The 18,381-nt window shown below is 28.3% G+C and carries 22 protein-coding genes, 1 tRNA gene, 1 other RNA gene and 1 pseudogene; 11 read left to right on the forward strand and 14 right to left on the reverse strand.

The window, feature by feature from the left end:
• From FGQ49_RS10525 to FGQ49_RS07575, 6 genes and pseudogenes are all read right to left on the reverse strand, one after another.
• Nucleotides 1–206, reverse strand: a pseudogene (locus FGQ49_RS10525) (VanZ family protein); the annotation flags it as partial.
• A gap of 86 nt (nucleotides 207–292) precedes the next feature.
• Nucleotides 293–943 (reverse strand): YczE/YyaS/YitT family protein, encoded by a 651-nt coding sequence (locus tag FGQ49_RS07555; protein WP_138269263.1) that lies wholly within the window; start codon nucleotides 941–943, stop codon nucleotides 293–295.
• Nucleotides 944–1,120: 177 nt separating this feature from the next.
• Nucleotides 1,121–2,023: a DMT family transporter gene (locus FGQ49_RS07560; protein ID WP_138269264.1), complete on the reverse strand. Its 903-nt coding sequence runs from the start codon at nucleotides 2,021–2,023 to the stop codon at nucleotides 1,121–1,123.
• Nucleotides 2,024–2,049: 26 nt separating this feature from the next.
• Nucleotides 2,050–2,315: signal recognition particle sRNA large type (ffs, locus tag FGQ49_RS07565), an RNA gene on the reverse strand.
• 165 nt (nucleotides 2,316–2,480) lie between these two features.
• Nucleotides 2,481–3,851, reverse strand: a complete 1,371-nt coding sequence (locus FGQ49_RS07570) for an MATE family efflux transporter (protein ID WP_138269265.1) — start codon at nucleotides 3,849–3,851, stop codon at nucleotides 2,481–2,483.
• 235 nt (nucleotides 3,852–4,086) lie between these two features.
• Nucleotides 4,087–5,772 carry a CoA-disulfide reductase gene (locus tag FGQ49_RS07575; protein WP_138269266.1) on the reverse strand — a complete coding sequence of 562 codons (1,686 nt, stop codon included), beginning with the start codon at nucleotides 5,770–5,772 and terminating at the stop codon, nucleotides 4,087–4,089.
• A gap of 283 nt (nucleotides 5,773–6,055) precedes the next feature.
• Here FGQ49_RS07575 and FGQ49_RS07580 point away from each other — a divergent pair, with 283 nt between their 5' ends.
• The 3 genes from FGQ49_RS07580 to FGQ49_RS07590 are packed head-to-tail and all read left to right on the forward strand — an operon-like array spanning nucleotide 6,056 to nucleotide 8,360.
• Nucleotides 6,056–6,952 carry a DMT family transporter gene (locus FGQ49_RS07580; RefSeq protein WP_138269267.1) on the forward strand — a complete coding sequence of 299 codons (897 nt, stop codon included), beginning with the start codon at nucleotides 6,056–6,058 and terminating at the stop codon, nucleotides 6,950–6,952.
• Nucleotides 6,953–6,967: 15 nt separating this feature from the next.
• Nucleotides 6,968–7,876, forward strand: coding sequence for a UDP-N-acetylmuramate dehydrogenase (murB, locus tag FGQ49_RS07585; RefSeq protein ID WP_138269268.1), 909 nt, complete (start codon nucleotides 6,968–6,970; stop codon nucleotides 7,874–7,876).
• Between the two features lie 10 nt (nucleotides 7,877–7,886).
• Nucleotides 7,887–8,360, forward strand: coding sequence for a hypothetical protein (locus FGQ49_RS07590; protein WP_138269269.1), 474 nt, complete (start codon nucleotides 7,887–7,889; stop codon nucleotides 8,358–8,360).
• Between the two features lie 20 nt (nucleotides 8,361–8,380).
• Here FGQ49_RS07590 and FGQ49_RS07595 read toward each other — a convergent pair whose 3' ends face one another.
• From FGQ49_RS07595 to FGQ49_RS07610, 4 genes are all read right to left on the reverse strand, one after another.
• Nucleotides 8,381–8,620, reverse strand: coding sequence for a heavy metal-binding domain-containing protein (locus FGQ49_RS07595; RefSeq protein ID WP_256476263.1), 240 nt, complete (start codon nucleotides 8,618–8,620; stop codon nucleotides 8,381–8,383).
• A 158-nt stretch (nucleotides 8,621–8,778) separates the two neighbouring features.
• Nucleotides 8,779–9,090, reverse strand: a complete 312-nt coding sequence (locus FGQ49_RS07600; RefSeq protein WP_138269270.1) for a YbjQ family protein — start codon at nucleotides 9,088–9,090, stop codon at nucleotides 8,779–8,781.
• Nucleotides 9,071–9,298: a hypothetical protein gene (locus tag FGQ49_RS07605; RefSeq protein ID WP_138269271.1), complete on the reverse strand. Its 228-nt coding sequence runs from the start codon at nucleotides 9,296–9,298 to the stop codon at nucleotides 9,071–9,073. The genes FGQ49_RS07600 and FGQ49_RS07605 overlap by 20 nt, the downstream gene beginning before the upstream one ends.
• Nucleotides 9,299–9,306: 8 nt before the next feature.
• Entirely contained in the window at nucleotides 9,307–10,047 is a 741-nt protein-coding gene (locus tag FGQ49_RS07610; protein ID WP_138269272.1) for a tyrosine-protein phosphatase, read from the reverse strand.
• Nucleotides 10,048–10,266: 219 nt separating this feature from the next.
• On the opposite strand from FGQ49_RS07610, the gene FGQ49_RS07615 reads away from it, so the two are divergent.
• The gene (locus FGQ49_RS07615; protein ID WP_138269273.1) at nucleotides 10,267–10,617 is read left to right on the forward strand and encodes a cupin domain-containing protein; all 351 of its coding nucleotides are present in this window, start codon (nucleotides 10,267–10,269) and stop codon (nucleotides 10,615–10,617) included.
• 11 nt (nucleotides 10,618–10,628) lie between these two features.
• Here the strand turns inward: FGQ49_RS07615 and FGQ49_RS07620 are convergent, their stop codons facing one another.
• From FGQ49_RS07620 to FGQ49_RS07630, 3 genes are read right to left on the reverse strand one after another with little or no spacing between them, the layout of a single operon-like run.
• Nucleotides 10,629–11,150, reverse strand: coding sequence for a hypothetical protein (locus FGQ49_RS07620; protein ID WP_138269274.1), 522 nt, complete (start codon nucleotides 11,148–11,150; stop codon nucleotides 10,629–10,631).
• Nucleotides 11,151–11,153: 3 nt separating this feature from the next.
• Nucleotides 11,154–12,215 carry an endonuclease/exonuclease/phosphatase family protein gene (locus FGQ49_RS07625; RefSeq protein WP_138269275.1) on the reverse strand — a complete coding sequence of 354 codons (1,062 nt, stop codon included), beginning with the start codon at nucleotides 12,213–12,215 and terminating at the stop codon, nucleotides 11,154–11,156.
• Between the two features lie 60 nt (nucleotides 12,216–12,275).
• Nucleotides 12,276–12,779: an HD domain-containing protein gene (locus tag FGQ49_RS07630; RefSeq protein WP_138269276.1), complete on the reverse strand. Its 504-nt coding sequence runs from the start codon at nucleotides 12,777–12,779 to the stop codon at nucleotides 12,276–12,278.
• 167 nt (nucleotides 12,780–12,946) lie between these two features.
• Here FGQ49_RS07630 and FGQ49_RS07635 point away from each other — a divergent pair.
• A tRNA-Leu gene (locus tag FGQ49_RS07635) sits at nucleotides 12,947–13,029 on the forward strand.
• 98 nt (nucleotides 13,030–13,127) lie between these two features.
• Here FGQ49_RS07635 and FGQ49_RS07640 read toward each other — a convergent pair.
• Nucleotides 13,128–13,964, reverse strand: a complete 837-nt coding sequence (locus FGQ49_RS07640) for a GH25 family lysozyme (protein ID WP_138269277.1) — start codon at nucleotides 13,962–13,964, stop codon at nucleotides 13,128–13,130.
• 233 nt (nucleotides 13,965–14,197) lie between these two features.
• On the opposite strand from FGQ49_RS07640, the gene FGQ49_RS07645 reads away from it, so the two are divergent.
• The 6 genes from FGQ49_RS07645 to FGQ49_RS07670 all read left to right on the forward strand — a co-directional run bounded on the left by FGQ49_RS07645 (nucleotide 14,198) and on the right by FGQ49_RS07670 (nucleotide 18,362).
• Nucleotides 14,198–15,157 carry a GerMN domain-containing protein gene (locus FGQ49_RS07645; RefSeq protein WP_138269278.1) on the forward strand — a complete coding sequence of 320 codons (960 nt, stop codon included), beginning with the start codon at nucleotides 14,198–14,200 and terminating at the stop codon, nucleotides 15,155–15,157.
• A gap of 12 nt (nucleotides 15,158–15,169) precedes the next feature.
• Nucleotides 15,170–15,895: a ribonuclease PH gene (rph, locus tag FGQ49_RS07650; protein ID WP_138269279.1), complete on the forward strand. Its 726-nt coding sequence runs from the start codon at nucleotides 15,170–15,172 to the stop codon at nucleotides 15,893–15,895.
• Nucleotides 15,896–15,903: 8 nt separating this feature from the next.
• Nucleotides 15,904–16,494, forward strand: coding sequence for an XTP/dITP diphosphatase (locus FGQ49_RS07655; protein WP_138269280.1), 591 nt, complete (start codon nucleotides 15,904–15,906; stop codon nucleotides 16,492–16,494).
• Nucleotides 16,495–16,507: 13 nt separating this feature from the next.
• Nucleotides 16,508–16,984: a YfcE family phosphodiesterase gene (locus tag FGQ49_RS07660; RefSeq protein WP_138269281.1), complete on the forward strand. Its 477-nt coding sequence runs from the start codon at nucleotides 16,508–16,510 to the stop codon at nucleotides 16,982–16,984.
• An 8-nt stretch (nucleotides 16,985–16,992) separates the two neighbouring features.
• Complete coding sequence (locus FGQ49_RS07665; protein WP_138269282.1) at nucleotides 16,993–17,799, forward strand: CPBP family intramembrane glutamic endopeptidase; 807 nt, start codon at nucleotides 16,993–16,995, stop codon at nucleotides 17,797–17,799.
• Nucleotides 17,800–17,939: 140 nt separating this feature from the next.
• The gene (locus FGQ49_RS07670) at nucleotides 17,940–18,362 is read left to right on the forward strand and encodes a MarR family winged helix-turn-helix transcriptional regulator (protein WP_138269283.1); all 423 of its coding nucleotides are present in this window, start codon (nucleotides 17,940–17,942) and stop codon (nucleotides 18,360–18,362) included.
• The last annotated feature ends 19 nt before the right edge of the window (nucleotides 18,363–18,381 follow it).

The following is an 18,381-nucleotide window of genomic DNA, read 5'->3' on the forward strand; positions in this document are numbered from 1 at the left end:
ATGTTTCCCGTTAAGTCTAGTCTGTTTACTATTCCATTAAACAAGTCATTAAAGGGTATTAAATTAATGCTTCTTGAAAAATATCTATTATAAGAAAAAAGCTCAACAGGGGTTACATACTTAAATAAAATTTGAGAAAATAAAAAATAAACATAAAAAATTATTAATAAAAATAATAGAATATTCCATAATGATAATTTCTTCATAATATTATCCTTCCTTTTGCTAGTAATATAACAAAAAGTTTTTAGGATAATATTTAGAAAAAATTAAAATTGTATGAATTGTAAAGTTAATTTAAAGAAGGGAAGATGTTATTTAGGAAAGGTAAGTATCTATGATAAAATTTAACGATTAGTCCTACTAATACAGCTGATATTATAGTTCCAATTCCTATACCGTTCATTCCTCTAAAGAATAGAAAAGATAAAATTGTAGCACTTGACATTAATGTTACATCAAATATTACTTTAATTGTTCCAAATTCTTTTTTAGTTACGGTTGATATTGCGCTTACTATTCCTTCTCCCGGAATCATAATAACTTTAGGTAAAACTTCAAGAGTAATTCCGAAAGCAAGAATTGCACATCCTAAAATTAAAAATATTCCTTTTGTTATAAAAGTTTGTGGGTTTAAAAAATAAAGCATATTCATGCTTATATCGATAAATAAACTAAATACTATATTAACCACTATTTGTAAAAGTTGTATGATTTGAAAATTTTTACGAAGAAGAATAATTTGTATGATAATAAATAACATATTCATTATAAATGTAAATTCTCCAAGAGTAGGAGTAAATTTAAGGCTTAATACACAAGGAAGACTGGAAATAGGTGATGTTCCAAGTGCTGCTTTTGTAATAAAAGCAATACCAAAGGAATTTATAATAACTCCGATAATGAAAACAAGATATCTTTTAAATAAACTTTCTTTTGCCATGTAATTATCAACTCCTTTTTTTAATATATTATAAATCAATTATATCAAAATTTATGAGTTTATGGAATAAAAAGTAATAAAATATAATATAGTTTAATATATTTTCATCGTTTACAATAATTTTGCTCGTATAGATAAATTATGTAAAACGTTTAATTGTAATTGAATATTAATTTATTATGATTGTGTTTGGCTGTTTAATGCTTTGCTTTTTAAAAATATATAAACACCTATGAAAATTATTATTCCTCCGATAATTTGATAATAGAATATTTTTTGTGAAAATATAATATAATCATAAAAGGCTGCAAAGATAGGTCCTAAAAGATTTATTACACTTACGGTTGTTGCCGAAACATATTTAACTGCAATATTAAATATTGCATGTCCAAGCATTGTGCAGAAAATACATAAACCAAAACAGTTTAAATACATTTCTTTTGGATAACCTGTAAAAGGAGTTTTGGTAATTATGGCAATTAAACCTAATACTATGCTGCAAACACTAAACAAAATAAAGAGGAAAGTATATTCCTCTATATCTTTAAGTGCTTTCTTTGAACATAAAAGATATGCACAAAAGAACAATGCAGTAAATAAAGAGATAACAAATCCAATAAAAGAACCGCCTTCTTTTGAACTAAGTAAGGTAAATATTCCTATGAAAATAAGACCTAAAATAGCAATAATCATTGCATTTATGCCTTTTTTATTTATTTTTTCCTTAAAAAGAAAATATGATGCAATGGCTATTGTTATAGGTTGTAGTGCACCTGTGATAGTTGATATAAAACCATTTGTATACATAAGTGAAGAAAAATAACAAAAAAAATGAAGAGCCATAAAAATACCGCCAAGCAAGCAGTATTTTAGGTTATGCCATTTTAGGTCTAAAGAATGATTTCTTTGTCTATAAAAAACAAAAGGAACCATAATAAGAGCAGAAAAGCTCAATCTATAGAACCCGATTATTATAGGCATACCTCCATAACTTAATGCATTTCTTGTAAAGATTACTGCCGTATTTGCAAAAAGAACAGAAAGAATTAATATGATATAAAATTTTTTACTATTATTCATTGCCTAAACTCTTATTAAATTTTAAGCCACACACCCACCATCGACATGATAGAATCAAGTGCTTACCCGAGTATAGACTCAAATCAGGTGATTTCGGGGCACATCATAGCACTTACTTACCACTGCTTGCTCTCGCACCTGATGGAGTTTGTAAGGTATAATTGCACGAAGCCCAATTCTCAACATCCATAAAGGAGTGCTAACCTTAATTGTATCAGCCTCAAAGCGGGAATTCGGTCTTGCTATAGCGGATTGCAAGTACAGGGCACCGCTAACTCCCCACTTAGTGTGGCTTATTAATTATAAATTTTTTAAAAGGTTAAGTCAAGGGGAAAGGGAAGAATAATATTTATATATTAAATATGGTATATAAATAAAATATTGAAATTTTATATATTTATAATTTTATGTGATTATTTGTTCTATTTGAATTAAAAAGCAGAGGGGGCTCTGCTTTTTAATTTATATCTTTTATTTCATTTTTCTTGATTTCAGGAAGTACCGTTAGAAGCATTGTTATGAAACAGGCCGCTCCTCCGATAAAATTCGATATTGGTTCAGCCCAAAATACTCCGTTTACATGGTAAGAAAAGAATTTTGGTAAAATAATAGTTAAAGGTACAACAATGATAACTTTTCTAAATATCGAAAAGAATACCGCATGTTTTGATTTTCCTAGGGATACAAAGACTTTTTGTCCTGCAAATTGAAGAGCCATCATGAAAAATCCAAAGAAGTAAATTTCAATAGCAGGTATGCTTTTTGAAATTAAATTTGGGTCATGATTGAATATTTTTATAAATATATCCGGAAATTCTATTACCACAAACCATGCTATGAAAGTATATAAAATACATGTTATACACATGAATTTTATTGCTTTTTTTAAACGGTCGTATTTTTTTGCTCCGTAATTATAACTTAGTATAGGCCCTGCTCCGTCTGTAAGCCCCATTACGGGAAGAGTGAATATTTCTCTGATGGAATTTAGTATGGTCATTACACCTACGTATAAATCACCGCCGTATACTTGTATGGTAGCATTGCATACTACTTGTACGGTGCTGTTAGTAACGGCCATAATAAATCCCGACATTCCAAGACCTATAATTTTTTTTATTCTGTTTAATTTTAATTTCATTGTTTCTTTTGTAAGTTTTATGAGAGCTTTTTTGCTTGTTAAAAAATGGAGTACCCATATGCTAGAAAGAAACTGAGATATAATAGTTGCAGTTGCGGCACCTTTTACACCCATGTTTAGATAAAATATAAAGAAAGGATCAAGTATTATATTTACTCCTGCACCAAAAAGAGATGTTAACATTCCTATTTTTGCGAAACCTTGTGCATTAATAAAACTGTTCATTCCAAGGCTAGTCATTACGAAAATATTTCCAAGCAGATATATAATTATATATGCACTTGCAAAGGGATATGTTGCGTCACTTGTGCCAAATAAATATAATATAGGTTTATGAAAAGTGATTCCTATTACTGTAAGAAATAAAGCAACGATAATCATCATTACAAAAGCATTTCCCATTATATTACCTGCTTCTTCATCGTTCCCTCTGCCTCTTTCCATAGAAAACAAAGGAGTTCCACCGATGCTGAATAAGTTTGTAAATGCCGTTACAATCATGATTATCGGAAAACAAAGCCCAAGTCCAGTAAGGGCAAGTGTTCCTGTTTGTGGTATTCTTCCTATGTAAATTCTGTCTATCATGTTGTAAAGAAGGTTTATAAGTTGTGCCATTGTCATTGGTATTGCAAGTTTTAGTATATGTTTTGACACACTTCCTTCGCCAAAGTTTGCTGTATTATTCATTGTTCCTCCTTTGGTTTATTATTTATAATTCTATTATATACCTTTACATTGCTTTTACAAAAAAGGAATGCTTATTTGTTTTAAATTTATATATAAGTTATAGGTAATAAACAATAGATTTCATTGTTTTGTTTGTTCTGCGATTTAAATATAAAGATTTAAACGAACTTTTTAACGAATATTTATAAAATCAAAGAAAAGTCCTTGGATTTATTCAAAGGACTTTTTTTATATTTTATTTGATATAGTTATTTTTATAATGCATTGATTTGTAAAAGTCTGTACCTCCCGATAGAACTTGAACATTTTTAAACCCATTTTCTTTAAGTATTCTTGCGGCATTGTAAGAACGTACCCCTATTTTGCAATATGGTATTATTGTTTTGTTTTTGTTAAGTTCAAAACATCTTTGTCTCAGTTGTCCAAGAGGTATATGATAAGAAGGATCAATTTTATACATAGCTCTTTCAAAGTCTTCTGTAACATCTAAAATGATAAAATCATCTTTACCTTCTTTAATCATTTCATCAAGTTCATCATATTCTATAAAATCTACCATATTGTTTAGAACATTTTCTGCTACATATCCAAGCATATTTACAGGATCTTTTGCTGATGAGAATGGAGGAGCATATGCAAGTTCAAGATTTTGTAAATCATAAATTGTTGCATTTAATTTCATTGCCGTAGCCATAACATCAATTCTCTTGTCTACACCTTCTTTTCCAACTATTTGTACTCCGAATATTTTACCTTTTTTATCAAAAATCATTTTTAAAGTAATAAAGTTTGCATTTGGATAATATCCTGCATGAGATTTTTGATTTATTATTATTGTGAGATAATCTTTATTTTTTTCTTTTCCCGCTTGTTTAAGTTGTTTTTCGTTAAGCCCTGTTGAAGCGGCATTTAAGTCAAATATTTGAGCAATGGAAGTTCCCATTGTCCCCTCGTATTTTTTGTTGTCTCCCGTTATATAATCAGCCAATATTCTTGCCTGTTTATTTGCAGGATCCGCAAGAGGTATCATTGTTTTTTCTTTAGAAATAAAGTTTGCTACTTCAATAACATCTCCTATGGCATATATGTCTTTTTCAGATGTTTCCATATGTTCGTTAACGATAATTCCACCTTTTTTGTTAAGTGAAATTCCTGCATTTTTTGCAAGCAAACTATTTGGGTTTACCCCTATTGAAAGTAGCACCATATCACTTTCTACTTTTTTCCCGCTTTGAAGTAAAATATTTAATTGCTCTTTTTCTTCCTTAAAAGCTTTTACTCCATCTTTTAAAATTAAATTTATGCCTTTTGATATTATTTCTTCATGGAGAAGATTTGCCATTTCAATATCAAGAGGTGCCATAACCTGATCCTGCATTTCTATTATGGATACATCAATTCCCTGTCTTTTAAGATTTTCTGCCATCTCAAGTCCGATGAAGCCTCCTCCTATTACACTTGCTTTTTTAGGTTTATTGTTAGTAATAAAAGATTTTATTTTGTCAGTATCGTTTATATTCCATAAAGTAAATATTTTTTCATTATCTATTCCCTCAATAGGAGGTTTTATAGGACTTGACCCAGTTGAAATAATTAGTTTATCGTATTTTTGATAATACTCTTCATTTGTAATTAAATTTTTTACTTTAACTTGTTTGTTGTTTTTGTCTATTTCTATTACTTCGTTTTTTATTTTTACGTTTATGTTGAATTTTTTTTTCATTGCTTCCGGTGTTTCCAAAAGTAAATTTGCTCTTTGATTTATTACATCTCCTATATAGTAAGGAAGTCCACAGTTTGCAAAAGATATATAATCTCCTCTTTCAAATATGATGATATTTGCATTTTCTTCTTTTCTTCTTAATCTTGCAGCTAAAGTTGCTCCGCCCGCAACTCCTCCTATAATAACAATATTTTTCATGATAATATTTTCTCTCCTTTGATTTTATGAATTAATTATATATTAAAATAAAATTTATTTCGGTGACTTAATCACATAAGCAATTTATTATTTATAAAAAATGTAATTAATGTTTTACAATATAAAAGAAATTTATATAAAATAATTAAAATATCTATTTAAATAAATTATGAAAGAAAAATGAAACTTTGAAATATACAAGTAAATAATTAAATATAAACTTTTTAGAACTAAAGTTTTATGCTATAATTAAGCGGATATTATTTATTAAAGGGGTAAAAATATGGAAATAAAAAATAAATCAATGCTTGCCGATTTTTCACTTTTAATTATGGCATTAATATGGGGAAGTGGATTTATATTTACTAAAAATACATTGGATTCATTAACAGGAATTCAACTAATATTTATTAGATTTTTAATAGCATTTGTAACGCTTTTTATTTTTAACATTAAAAAACTTAATTTGATAAAAAAATCTACAATATATAAAAGTATAATTATAGGATTTGTTCTTTTTCTTGGATTTGCATTCCAAACTTATGGACTTGTGGAAACACCAGCAGGTAAAAGTGCTTTTTTAACTGCGGTATATGTAGCAATAGTTCCTTTTATTGCAATGTTTATAGGTGAAAATAAACCTGAAAAGCATAATTTTATTGCAGCTTTTCTTATGATAATAGGAATATTCTTCCTTACTATGAATCCAAAGGAAGGATTTAGTATAAATTATTATGACGGCATTACTCTTATAGGTTCTATATTTTGGGCTTTCCATGTGTTCTTTGTTGGACATTTTTCAAAAGGAGAGGATCCTATTATACTTTGTATGATGCAGATGTTTTTTGCGGGAGTATTTGCATTTGTACTTTTACTTTTTAACGGGGAAATATCAACATTTAACATAACAGGAAATACTATTCCTACTTTACTTTATTTAGGTGTAATTGCTTCGGCTGTTACTTTCCTTATTCAAAATGTTGCTCAAAAATATACTTCTCCTACACATGCAGGAATACTTATGAGTATGGAAAGTGTATTTGGAACTATATTAGGTATTATTTTCCTTAATGAAGTTTTTTCTATGCAAATGCTTGTAGGTGCTGTTATAATATTTACAGCTTTAATTTTAGCGGAAACAAAATTTGAATTTTTAAAGAGAAAAACTTTAAAAGAGTAATGTTAAAGGAGAATTATGATAAATACAATTTTTGTTGAAGAAATAAAAAAAATAGTCGGTGAAGAAAATGTTTTGTTAAACGAGCCGATGAAAAAACACACTACATTTAGAAGTGGTGGAGAAGCTGAATTATACATAAATGTTTTAAGCAGTGAAAATTTAGTTGAACTTATTAAATATCTTAAAGAACATAATATAGAATATAGTGTTCTTGGAAGAGGAAGTAATGTTCTTGTTAAAGATGGAGGAATAGATTCAGTTGTTATAAGTACTTCTATGATGAAAAATTTATCTGTTAAAGATAATATAATAGAAGCAGATGCTGGAGTTTCTCTTGCTTTAATTGCAAACGAGGCTTTAAAAAACGAACTTGAAGGTTTTGAGTTTGCAAGCTGTATCCCCGGAAGTCTTGGGGGAGGCGTTTTTATGAATGCCGGTGCCCATGGTGGAGAATTAAAAGATGTATTGGTTGATGTTACTGTTTTTGATGGAAAAGATATAAAAGTGCTTTTACCTGATGAGCTTGATTTGAGTTATAGACACAGTAATGTTGAAGAAAAAGGATATGTTGTTCTTTCGGCAAGAATAAAACTTAGAAAAGGCGATACGGAAAAGATTAAAAATAAAATGGCAGAAAATAAAGAGTATAGAGTAAATGCTCAGCCAATGGAACCATCAGCGGGGAGTACCTTTAAACGACCTGAAGGATATATTGCAGCAAAACTTATTGATGATGCAGGACTTAAGGGTTTCCATGTAGGTGATGCTTACGTAAGCGAAAAACACGCAGGTTTTATTGTTAACAAAAATAAAGCTAAAAGCAGAGATATTCTTGAAGTTATTGATTATGTGAAAAAGGAAGTATACAATAAATATAACGTAATGCTTGAAGAAGAAGTAAGAATCATAGGTAAAGATTCTTAGGAGGTATATTATGAATTATGCTGATTTTAAAGTTATAAAAGATAAACTGGAAAGAAGAGCCAAAATATTATCAGTTTTTCCTATATTTATATTTTTGGCTATGATATTTCAAATAGTGCTTTTAATTGTTCAGGTAAACACAAGAGCAACATGGTTTAATTTTGTACTTGTGGATCAATTGTTTTCCAATGCACGTATTTTTGCGGGGGTTGACAATATTGTTCTTTCGATTATGTTTTACGGGGCAGTTGCATTGTGCGTATTGATAATCGGATGCTGTGCGTACTTTTGTTATAAAAATATAAGAGCATCGTATTCCGTATTAATATTTTTATACTTGATAGATTCTCTTATTGCCGTATTATCTATCGATTATGTTCAAATCGGTGTGCATTTTGTATTTTTGTGCTTTCTTGTGTACGGAAGAAGAACTTTAACACATCTTAACAGTATTCCCAAAGAAGTATGGGGATACGGTAAATAAAAAAGAGCTTTTTGCTCTTTTTATTTAAATTTTACAGCAGTTCCATAGGCCAATATTTCAGCTTTTTCCTTTATTCTAGGTGATGAGGCATATCTTATGCTGATTATTGCATCTGCCTGTTTGTTTTGTGCAACTTTGACCATGTTTTTTGTTGCGTCTGCTCTTGCTTTGCTAAAACTGTTTGTTTGAATTCCTTCGCCTCTTACCATTCCCAATATTTCCAATTCTTTACCCGGAATTGTCTCTGTGGTTGTCAACATAATATCGTTCTTCATGAGTTACTCCTTTTTGTTTTTTATATTTTAAACTATACACTATATTTGCTTGTTAAGGAAGAGGATATATTATTTTATTTTTAATTAAATGATTAAAAAATAAATAAAATAATAAATAAAAAAGAGCCAATTGTTTAGCTCTTTTATTTGAATTTTACGGCAGTTCCGTAAGCGAAAACTTCTGCTGCGCCTTGCATAATTGATGATGAAGAATACCTTAACGCAACGATTGCATCCGCACCCATGTTTTCTGCTTCCATAACCATTCTTTTGGTTGCCATCGCTCTTGATTCGTCCATCATTTGTGTGTAAGATTTAAGTTCTCCTCCTACAAGATTCTTAAATGTTTGCGAAATGTCTTTCCCCACGTTTTTTGTTTGAATGCAAGAACCTTTTGCAAGTCCTAAAGCTTCTATTTCCTTTCCAGGAACTGTTTCAGTAGTTACTAAGATCATCTTCTTCTCCTTTCTCAATTTCTTTTAATCTTTCTGAAACTGCATTAATCATTGTTTTTATTAAAAATATCATTATTAAAGTTATAATTACTTTAAAAATTAAAGAAATATTTAAAAATATGATTGATAATATATATATTATAAGAAGAATACAAATAAGTATTCCAATTATAATAGGTGCTATTTTTTCTTTGTTTTTATCTTTCACTTTTTCACCTAAAAAATTATATCTTCAAGAAATCTGTTTCTTATATCGTTTATTTGTTTATTTGTAACGTCACATGATAATAAATAATTTTCAAAAGAAGAATATTCATCCATTATATATTCTATTGTTGCATCTATAAATTCGGGTTTTGATAGAAATACTCTTGATTTTGTTATGTTATATTCTCTTACAAAATTAGGATCTTCTCCCATATATGTATATGAAACTTGATAGTTTGCAACTATGTCTTTTAAGCTTACGTTTGCAATGCCAAGAAGCAGCATTGAAACAATTCCAGTTCTGTCTTTTCCTGCGGTACAGTTAAATATAAGTCCTCCATTTAGGTTATTTGATATTATATCAAATATGTCTTTGATTGCTTTTTTATTAGACAGTCTTTTTATATATCCTTGTATCATATCAAAGTAGCCGTCTTCTTTTGTTATGTCTGCCTGCATATCTTTTACGCTTAGTGGCACATTATAATATTTTATGCCGTCTATATTTTTTAGTTTACTTGGTTTTTCTTTAACTTCTTCTTCACTTCTTAAATCCAGCACTGTTTTTATACCGTATTTAATCAGAAAATCAATATCTTCGTTTGTTATAATGCTTAAAGATGAAGAACGTATAAATTCTTTATATTTTGTTATTTTTTTATCTTTTGTAATATAACCACCAAGGTCTCTTGTGTTTTGTGTTCCTTTTAGTGGAAGTGTTCCGGAAATATGTAGTTCTTTAATATTCATTTTAATTTTCCCTTTTTATTTTATTGTACCATAAAATTTTTATTTAATATGTCTTTTGTTAATTCTTAATTATTATTTAGAAAAATTTAACATGTATTTTACCTAATGATTATTAATTTACTGTTATAAGTTTGTTTTGAAAAAAAATTTAAAATATTTATTTGTGGATGTATAATTAATATAAGTATTATATTTTCTAATAAAAGGGAGGTAGAAAAAATGAGCGATATTGTATTTAAAAATGAAGACATTAATTTGAAGGAACATAGGCGTGTAAGCAAGAATACGGGTAATGTCACTTATGAAATGCATCTTGTAGATGATGAAGATACAAAGATGATGGTAAAAATAATGATATACCCAAAAGGAGTTTTTACACCTTGGCATACTCATGACTGCGCTCATGGCATGTATGTAATAAAAGGAACATTATACACGAACTTAGGGGATTTTGAAGCGGGAAGTTTTGTTTGGTTTAAAGAAGGAAGTAAGGCTTTTCACGGAAGTAAAGATGAAGATGTTGAAGTGTTGTTTATAACAAATAAAGAATTCAATATAAATTACTTATAAAAAAGAGCATTTTAAATGCTCTTTTTTCTCATGTCTATTATTTGTATATTGTAGTTTTTTAATTTTTCTAAAAATATATTGTAGCCTATATCATCATTTTCTATTTTTAATACGGGATTATTGTCAATAAATAAAATTGTTGCCATGTTGATAATTCTGCATGAAGTGAATTGATAAAAATAAAAAGTGTTTCCCTTTGAATCCGTTATTCTTTCGTCTTCTACAATTACTTTTCTGTTTATGGCTTTTTGAACTGAAAAAAGATTCATTATTATTACAAATATAAAAAGTACATCCCATATTATTGAATCATGAAATATAAGACCTTGTTTGTATAATGCAAATCCGGCTACAACCAAAATTAATATTACTGTGTGAAATACTACTTTTGATTTTGGTTTTTTCATTATGAAATAGTCTTTATTATTTATCGTTTCTGTTTTTTTATTTACTGTTTTATTCATATATTTTGTCCATAAAGAAAAACAAAATATTCCCAAAAATATTCCTATTATTGTTGCGATAATACTCATTTTTTACTCCTTAAGTGTTATATTTATTTTAACCGGATTGTGGTCTGCAAAATTAAACTTTGTATCTATTGTTTCTATGTTGTTAAGTTTTATGTTTGGAGAAAGTATAAAACCGTCAATTACATGGTACTGCGTGTTTGGGCTTTTTTCATCAAATTCTTCATTTAATAATCTTGATGTAGGAGTTTTGTCGTCGGTAACAATGTTCCAACTTTTTAAAAAATTATCTATATCAAGTTTCCCAGGTTTAAAGTGTTTATCTTTTATAAGAGGGTATTTATTTATATTTGTATTAGGAAAGATTTGATTAAAATCTCCGCCTGCTATACAGTAATTTCCTTTTTCGTACTCTGTTTTTAAAATATCCGTAAGTATCTTTGTTTGTTTTATTTTCCCTTCTCCTTTGTCATATGCTTCCAAATGTAGATTTACCAGAATAAGTTCTTTTTTTGAATTTTTAATCTTAACTCTTTCAACAAGAAGACATCGTTTTAATTGGCATAATCTTATTGGATATTTAAAAGAAACAGGAAGAGAATATCTTTTTGCCGAAATTATTTCATATGGATTTAGAGTTAATATTCCGCTTTCAACTTTTCCTATTGTGTCTTTAATTGGGTATGGGATATATTTACATGAAAAATTTTTTGCAAAATAAGCTGTCTTTTTAAATACTTTTGATAAGTATCTTACTTGGTTTGTATTATATCCTCTTTTTGACTTTGTGTCTATTTCTTGTATAAAAATTATGTCGGCGTTTGTTTTTCTTATATTTTCTTCGATTCCTTTAAGGTTTCTTATTACCATTTTTTTTGATTCTATTCTGGTTCTTTTCCCACCGTCCATGAAAAAGTCACTGTCGGCACTATCGTTACAGTAGCCTATATTATATGTAAGAACACTTAAAGAATCGTTAATATGAAGTTCTTTTTCTTCGCCTTTTCTTATAAGAAGTGCATCTTCTATTTCTTCAGGTTTATATTCATTTATTGTTAAATAAAAAAGTAAGGATAAAATAAGTATTATAAGTAATCCTATTAAAGCAGTTATTATTGTGAATATCATTTTCTTTCTCCCTTTTTATAAATTATATCATAAAAAAATAAAAGAAGAATATATCCTCTTTTATTTGTATGAATTGATATTTTTTAATTGTTTACTTTTAATTTTTTCCATGTAGTGTTCTTTTGATTCAATTATTGCACACCACTTATCAACCAAACATATTATAATTGCTTCTTTGCTTTTTGGGATGGCTCTAAGAGTTAGAGGCCACATATGAGAATGTATAATGTTTTCTTCTTTTTTTGTTAATTCAAAATGTTTCTTTGCGTTTTCAAGTGCTGCTTTAGGATGATTAAACCCATGCATTTTTTTTCTTTCTACTGTTTTATCGTGCCAGTCGTAAAGATAGAAATCATGAAGCATTGCTCCTCTTAGAAGTTGTTTTTCCTGTATCTTTAAATTAAATTTTTTAGATAAAATATAACTGTATAAAGCGACATTTAAAGAGTGCGCATAGGTTGTTGTTCCACCATGCTGTATATATCCTTGCATTTTTTGTACTTCTTTATTTGAAATTATTTCTTTTATTTCATTAAAGAAAATCATTTTTTCTTCTCTTGTCATTTTTTTACCACCTTAAAAGTATTATATTATATTTTTATATTAATACATATATATTATGAACTTATTAAGAAAAAATTATATTTTTTTTAAATTTTTAAATAAAAAATTACAAAAAGTTATTGACATATTTTAATTTTTTATATATAATAATAAAGCTTTATGAGTTTGCGGATGTGGCGGAATTGGCAGACGCGCTAGACTTAGGATCTAGTACTTCGGTGTGGGGGTTCGACTCCCTTCATCCGCACCAGTTTAAAATTAAACCGATTGTTTTACAATCGGTTTTTTTGTTTTATATTAAATATTATATATATTTTAATTTTACAAAAAAGGAGCATAAGCTCCTTTTTATTTTTTTATTAAAAGCTTTTCTCCAGGATGAATTAGTTCAAGGTGGTTTAGTTTAATTAAGGCATCTTTCGTTGTATTATATTTTTCTGCTATTTCTTTTAAGGTGTCACCGTCTTTTACTGTATAGGTGATATATTCCTTTTGTTTATTTTTTTCTTCATCTGTAATTAAAATTTCTTCTTTGAATCTATCCATATCTACATGCCCGCTTATACCTTTAACATCTCCTCTGCTGGAATATTGAAATCCTGACCATTTTGACCACTCGCCTGTTGTATATGGACTTCTTACTCCATAATCGGCAATCCATAATGGATATTTGTTAAGGTCTTTTTCCCAGACTGTTTGTACATCGTATGCATTTGAATAGAAAGCAGGTTTATAACCCAGTAAGTTTTCCAAAGTTTCCATATATACTTTAGCAATGTCATTACATTCTTTTTTGCTTAATCCGTCAAGTTGTTCAAAATCCATGGCAGGTCTTAGTTGTTGGTCTTTATTTTTTATAAGAGAATAAAAGAAATGAGCCTGTTCTCTAGCCTGTCTTGTATTTCTTGCGGTTACGTAATGATAAAATCCAATTTTTAAATCTTCTTTTTTAGCTTCTTTATAGTTTCTTTCAAATTTAGTGTCTGTATAATTGCTTCCTTGTCCTGCCCTTATATAAACAGCTTCTATGCCATCTTTTTTTACTTCTTTAAAATTAATATCTCCTTGCCAAACGCTTACGTCTATGCCTTTATATTCGCTGTTTGCGCTAATCATTCCGGCAGAACATACACAAATCAAAAAACAAATGCATAATATTATTACTGCTTTTTTATTTTTTTTCATATACTACCTCCTCAAGGTATAATATGGTTTTATAAAAAATCTGCTACAGAAAAGAGAGTATATAAAATATTTCGTTTTTGTAATTTCCCCATATTATTTATTTTATAAAGATATAATGAGATTATATGGACATGTTCTTAAGGGAAAAATTAAGAAATTAAAAGATTAGTGATAATCATATTTTTAATATGAAATAAATTTGTGTTATAAAAATTATAAACAGAGGTTTTATTATGAGAAAAATAATTAAATTCTTATTGCTTTTATCTATTATAGGGCTTTCTTACATAACAATAAAAGATCCTACAATGATTTCAAGAATGCAGGATAAAATAACTGGTTCGATAAAAAGTGAAGTTGAATCAAACAAAAGTAAAATAACCGTTTATTATAAAACGGCAGATTCATATGTTGTGCCTCTTACAAGAATAGTTTCAAGTGAAGAAGCAAAATTTGATAACGTAATAAATCTTATGACAGATAATGAAGAAAACGGAGAAGTAGCAAGTAAAAACGGACTTTTCCCAACGGTAATTGCAGGTAGTATTAAAAGTGTAAAATTAGAAGATAATACAGCAAAGGTGGATTTAAGTGAAAAGGCTCAATTTGTGGATGAAGAAGATGAAAAAGCATTTATTATTTCAATTGTTTATGCTCTTACTGAATTTGAGAATGTTGACAGCGTAAGTTTTGAAATGGGAGATAAAGAAACTCTTACATATGGCAGTGAAATGAATAAATTATATTATCGTGAAAACATAAATGAAATTGAGAAAAATAAAAATTCAAAATCAAAACATACTATGTATATTGCTAAAAAATGTGAAAACGTATATAATTATATACCGTATAGTGTGTATACAGATAAATCAGATTTAAGCTTAAAAGATATACTTATAAATCATTTTACCATATGCAATACGAAAAAATATTCTTCAATGATATTTGCAACCACAGCAAATATAGAAGATGTAATAGTAAAAGGGGAGAGTGTATATATACATTTAAGCAAAGAATTTTCTTTAATGGACAAGACAATGTTAAGTTTATATAAAAACAGTGTTGCACTTACGGTAAAAGAAAATTCTGATGATATAAAAAAAGTTCGATTTGTGATAGACCAAAATGATAATAAAGATGGTATAATTGAAACTGAACTTGTAAACGACTATTCAAACGAAGAAAGACAATAAAGGAGTGAGTTGATGGAAAGAATTGATAAAAGAAATTATGATGAAAAAAGACCGGTAAAAATCACAAGAAATTATACAATGTATCCTGATGGATGCGTTTTAATAGAGGTAGGGAATACAAAAGTTATATGTTCTGCTTTTATAGAAAATAAAGTTCCTCCGTTTTTAAGAGGAGAGGGAACAGGATGGATAACATGTGAATATTCAATGTTACCTTCTTCAACACAAACAAGAAAAAAAAGAGATATAAACAGACTTAAATTAGACGGAAGAAGTGCAGAAATACAAAGACTTATAGGCAGAAGTTTAAGAAGTGTTGTTGATTTATCAATTCTTGGAGAAAAAACAATAATGATAGACTGCGATGTTATCCAAGCTGACGGAGGTACAAGAGTTGCAAGTATTACCGGAGCGTTTGTTGCTTTATATGATGCTTTAAATAAAATGGTTGAAAAGGGAGATATTGAAAGACTTCCTCTTACATCTTTTGTTGCGGCAATAAGCGTTGGTATTGTAGATAACGAACCTCTTCTTGACTTATGTTATGTTGAAGATTCAAGTGCAATTGCGGATATGAATGTTGTAATGAACGAATATGGTGAATTTATTGAACTTGGTGTAACAGGAGAAGAAAGACCTGTAAAAGAAGAAGAACTTACAAAACTTATTTCTCTTGCAAAAAAAGGAATAAAAGAATTAATTGATATTCAAAGAGAAGTTTTAGGGCTTAGTAAATAGAGGTTAAAATGAAAGAAGTAATAATAGCATCTGCAAATAAACATAAATTAGAAGAAATAAAAAGTATATTAACAGATTATAAAGTAATAAGCATGGAAGAAGCAGGCTTTGTTGATGATATTGTTGAAGATGGAAAAAGCTTTGAAGAAAATGCACTTATAAAAGCTAAAGCCATCAATAAAAAAACTGGTAAGCTTGTTTTAGGTGATGATTCCGGACTTATGGTAGATTATTTAAACGGAGAGCCCGGAATATATTCTGCAAGATATGCAGGAGAAGAAAAAGATGATGATAAGAATAATAAGAAACTATTAAAAGCTTTGGAAGGTGTAAAAAAAGAAGACAGAAAAGCTAAATTTGTATGCTGTGTAGGAATATGTTATGAAGACGGAAGTGTTGAAACCGTAAGAGGTGAAGTTGAGGGGGAAATAGGTTTTAAAGAAGTCGGAGATGGCGGCTTTGGGTATGATCCTTTGTTTTATATAGAAAGTCTTGATAAAACTTATGCTGAACTTACATTTGACGAAAAGAATTCAGTAAGTCACAGAAGAAGAGCTTTTACAAAAGCTAAAGAAATACTTGATAAAAAACTTAAATGAGTCGAGGTGTAATATGGACAAAATACTCATAGTAAGCGACACACACGGAGATATAGAAACACTTGAGAAAGTTTTAAGAAAGGAAAAGAAATTTAATTATCTTTTTCACTTGGGCGATCATCATAACGATATAGATGATGTTGATTTTGATTTAACAAATGTTGAAGTAAAAAAAGTCAGAGGCAATTGTGACTTTATGAAGGAGATAGAAGAAATCTTTTTTGAATTTCATGGTAAAAAAATTTTTATGACTCACGGACATTTGTACGGAGTAAAAAATACTTATAGTTCGATTTTTTATAAAGCATGTGAAATAGGTGCGGATATTGTTTTGTTTGGACATACTCATGAAAAACTAAACATAAATATGAGCGGTGTTCATTTGTTTAACCCGGGAACTTTAAGCATGAGAGGCTATGGCAAAAGAAGTTATGGAATAATGGAAATAGACGAAAAGGGAAATTACAAAATAACACATAAATATATATAGGAGTTTTAATGAAGAAAGATAATATAATAAAAAAGATATTTTTATGTATATATCCCGTTATTTTTTGGTTGATTTCTCAAGTAGGAGTAAGTATTGCTTTTCAGTTTTACTATGCATTAACAAGCATGAAAAAGGGAATATATGACTTAGAGGATTTAACATCATACATAAGTGAAAATACTGTTTTTATTCTATTAATATCTTCTTTGATTAATATTATATTTTTTGGATTTATTTTATTAAAAAATAAGAAACTACATTTTCATTTATATGAAAATCAAAAAAATATTAAATATATCGTAAGTATTATTTTCCTTGGAATATCATTTTTTATGTTTTCCATGGGTATAATTGATATTTTTGATCTTACAAAATATTCATCCAGTTATACGGAAACAATGGCTTTGCTTTCCTCAGGAGGAGTCTTAATTAATATTATTTCTGTTGGCATTATTACCCCCATAAGCGAAGAATTTATGTTAAGGAGAGTAGTATATAATAACTTAAAAAGATATGTTAATTTTAAAACCGCAATAATTTTACAGGCGTTGATTTTTGGCATCATGCATATGAATATAATTCAAAGTACATATGCGGTTATTGCGGGAATAATAATTGGATATATTTATGAGAAGTCACAAAGTCTTATTATGTCATGTGTTTTTCATATAAGTTTTAATATTTGCAATCATCTTTTTTCACTTCCGATTTTATCGGATATTATGAGTTATAGTTTACTTATGACCATTATAGGTGTTTTAATTTTTTATATATCATTTAAATATTTTTTAAATGCAAATAAAAAGATAACTTAGGTTATCTTTTTTTTATGAAAACAATTTGTGAAAACAAAATGAAAAATAAAATTTTTTTATTGACAATTAAAAAAATATTCATATAATAGTTAGGTAGCTAACATGATAGTTAGGTAACTAACATAATAAGAGGGTAAATTATGAAAGCAAAAAAAGAAGTTGGAATGATAATAAGACGATTATCAAATGAAATTAGTAAAGAAATGAATAAAAAAATGGCAGCTTATGGCATCACAGGTGTTCAAGGAAGAATAATTTGTCATGTTACAGAATCAGAAGGAGATATATTCCAAAAAGATATTGAAGCATGTTTGTTTTATAGACGTTCTACCGTTACAGGAATATTGAATACCATGGAAGAAAATGGGCTTATTGAAAGAGTAAGTGTAGATTATGATGCAAGGCTTAAAAAAATTGTTGTTACAAAGAAAGGTTTGTGCATAAAATCACAAATAGGAAAAGATATTAAAAATATGGAAAGAACATTAAAAAATGGGCTTTCTAAAGAGGAAATTGATGCTTTTTTTGCGATAACAGAAAAAATGTTAAATAATTTCAAATAGTTACTATTTTCTTATTATG

The organism is Anaerofustis stercorihominis (assembly GCF_005844425.1).
Taxonomy (GTDB): domain Bacteria; phylum Bacillota; class Clostridia; order Eubacteriales; family Anaerofustaceae; genus Anaerofustis; species Anaerofustis butyriciformans.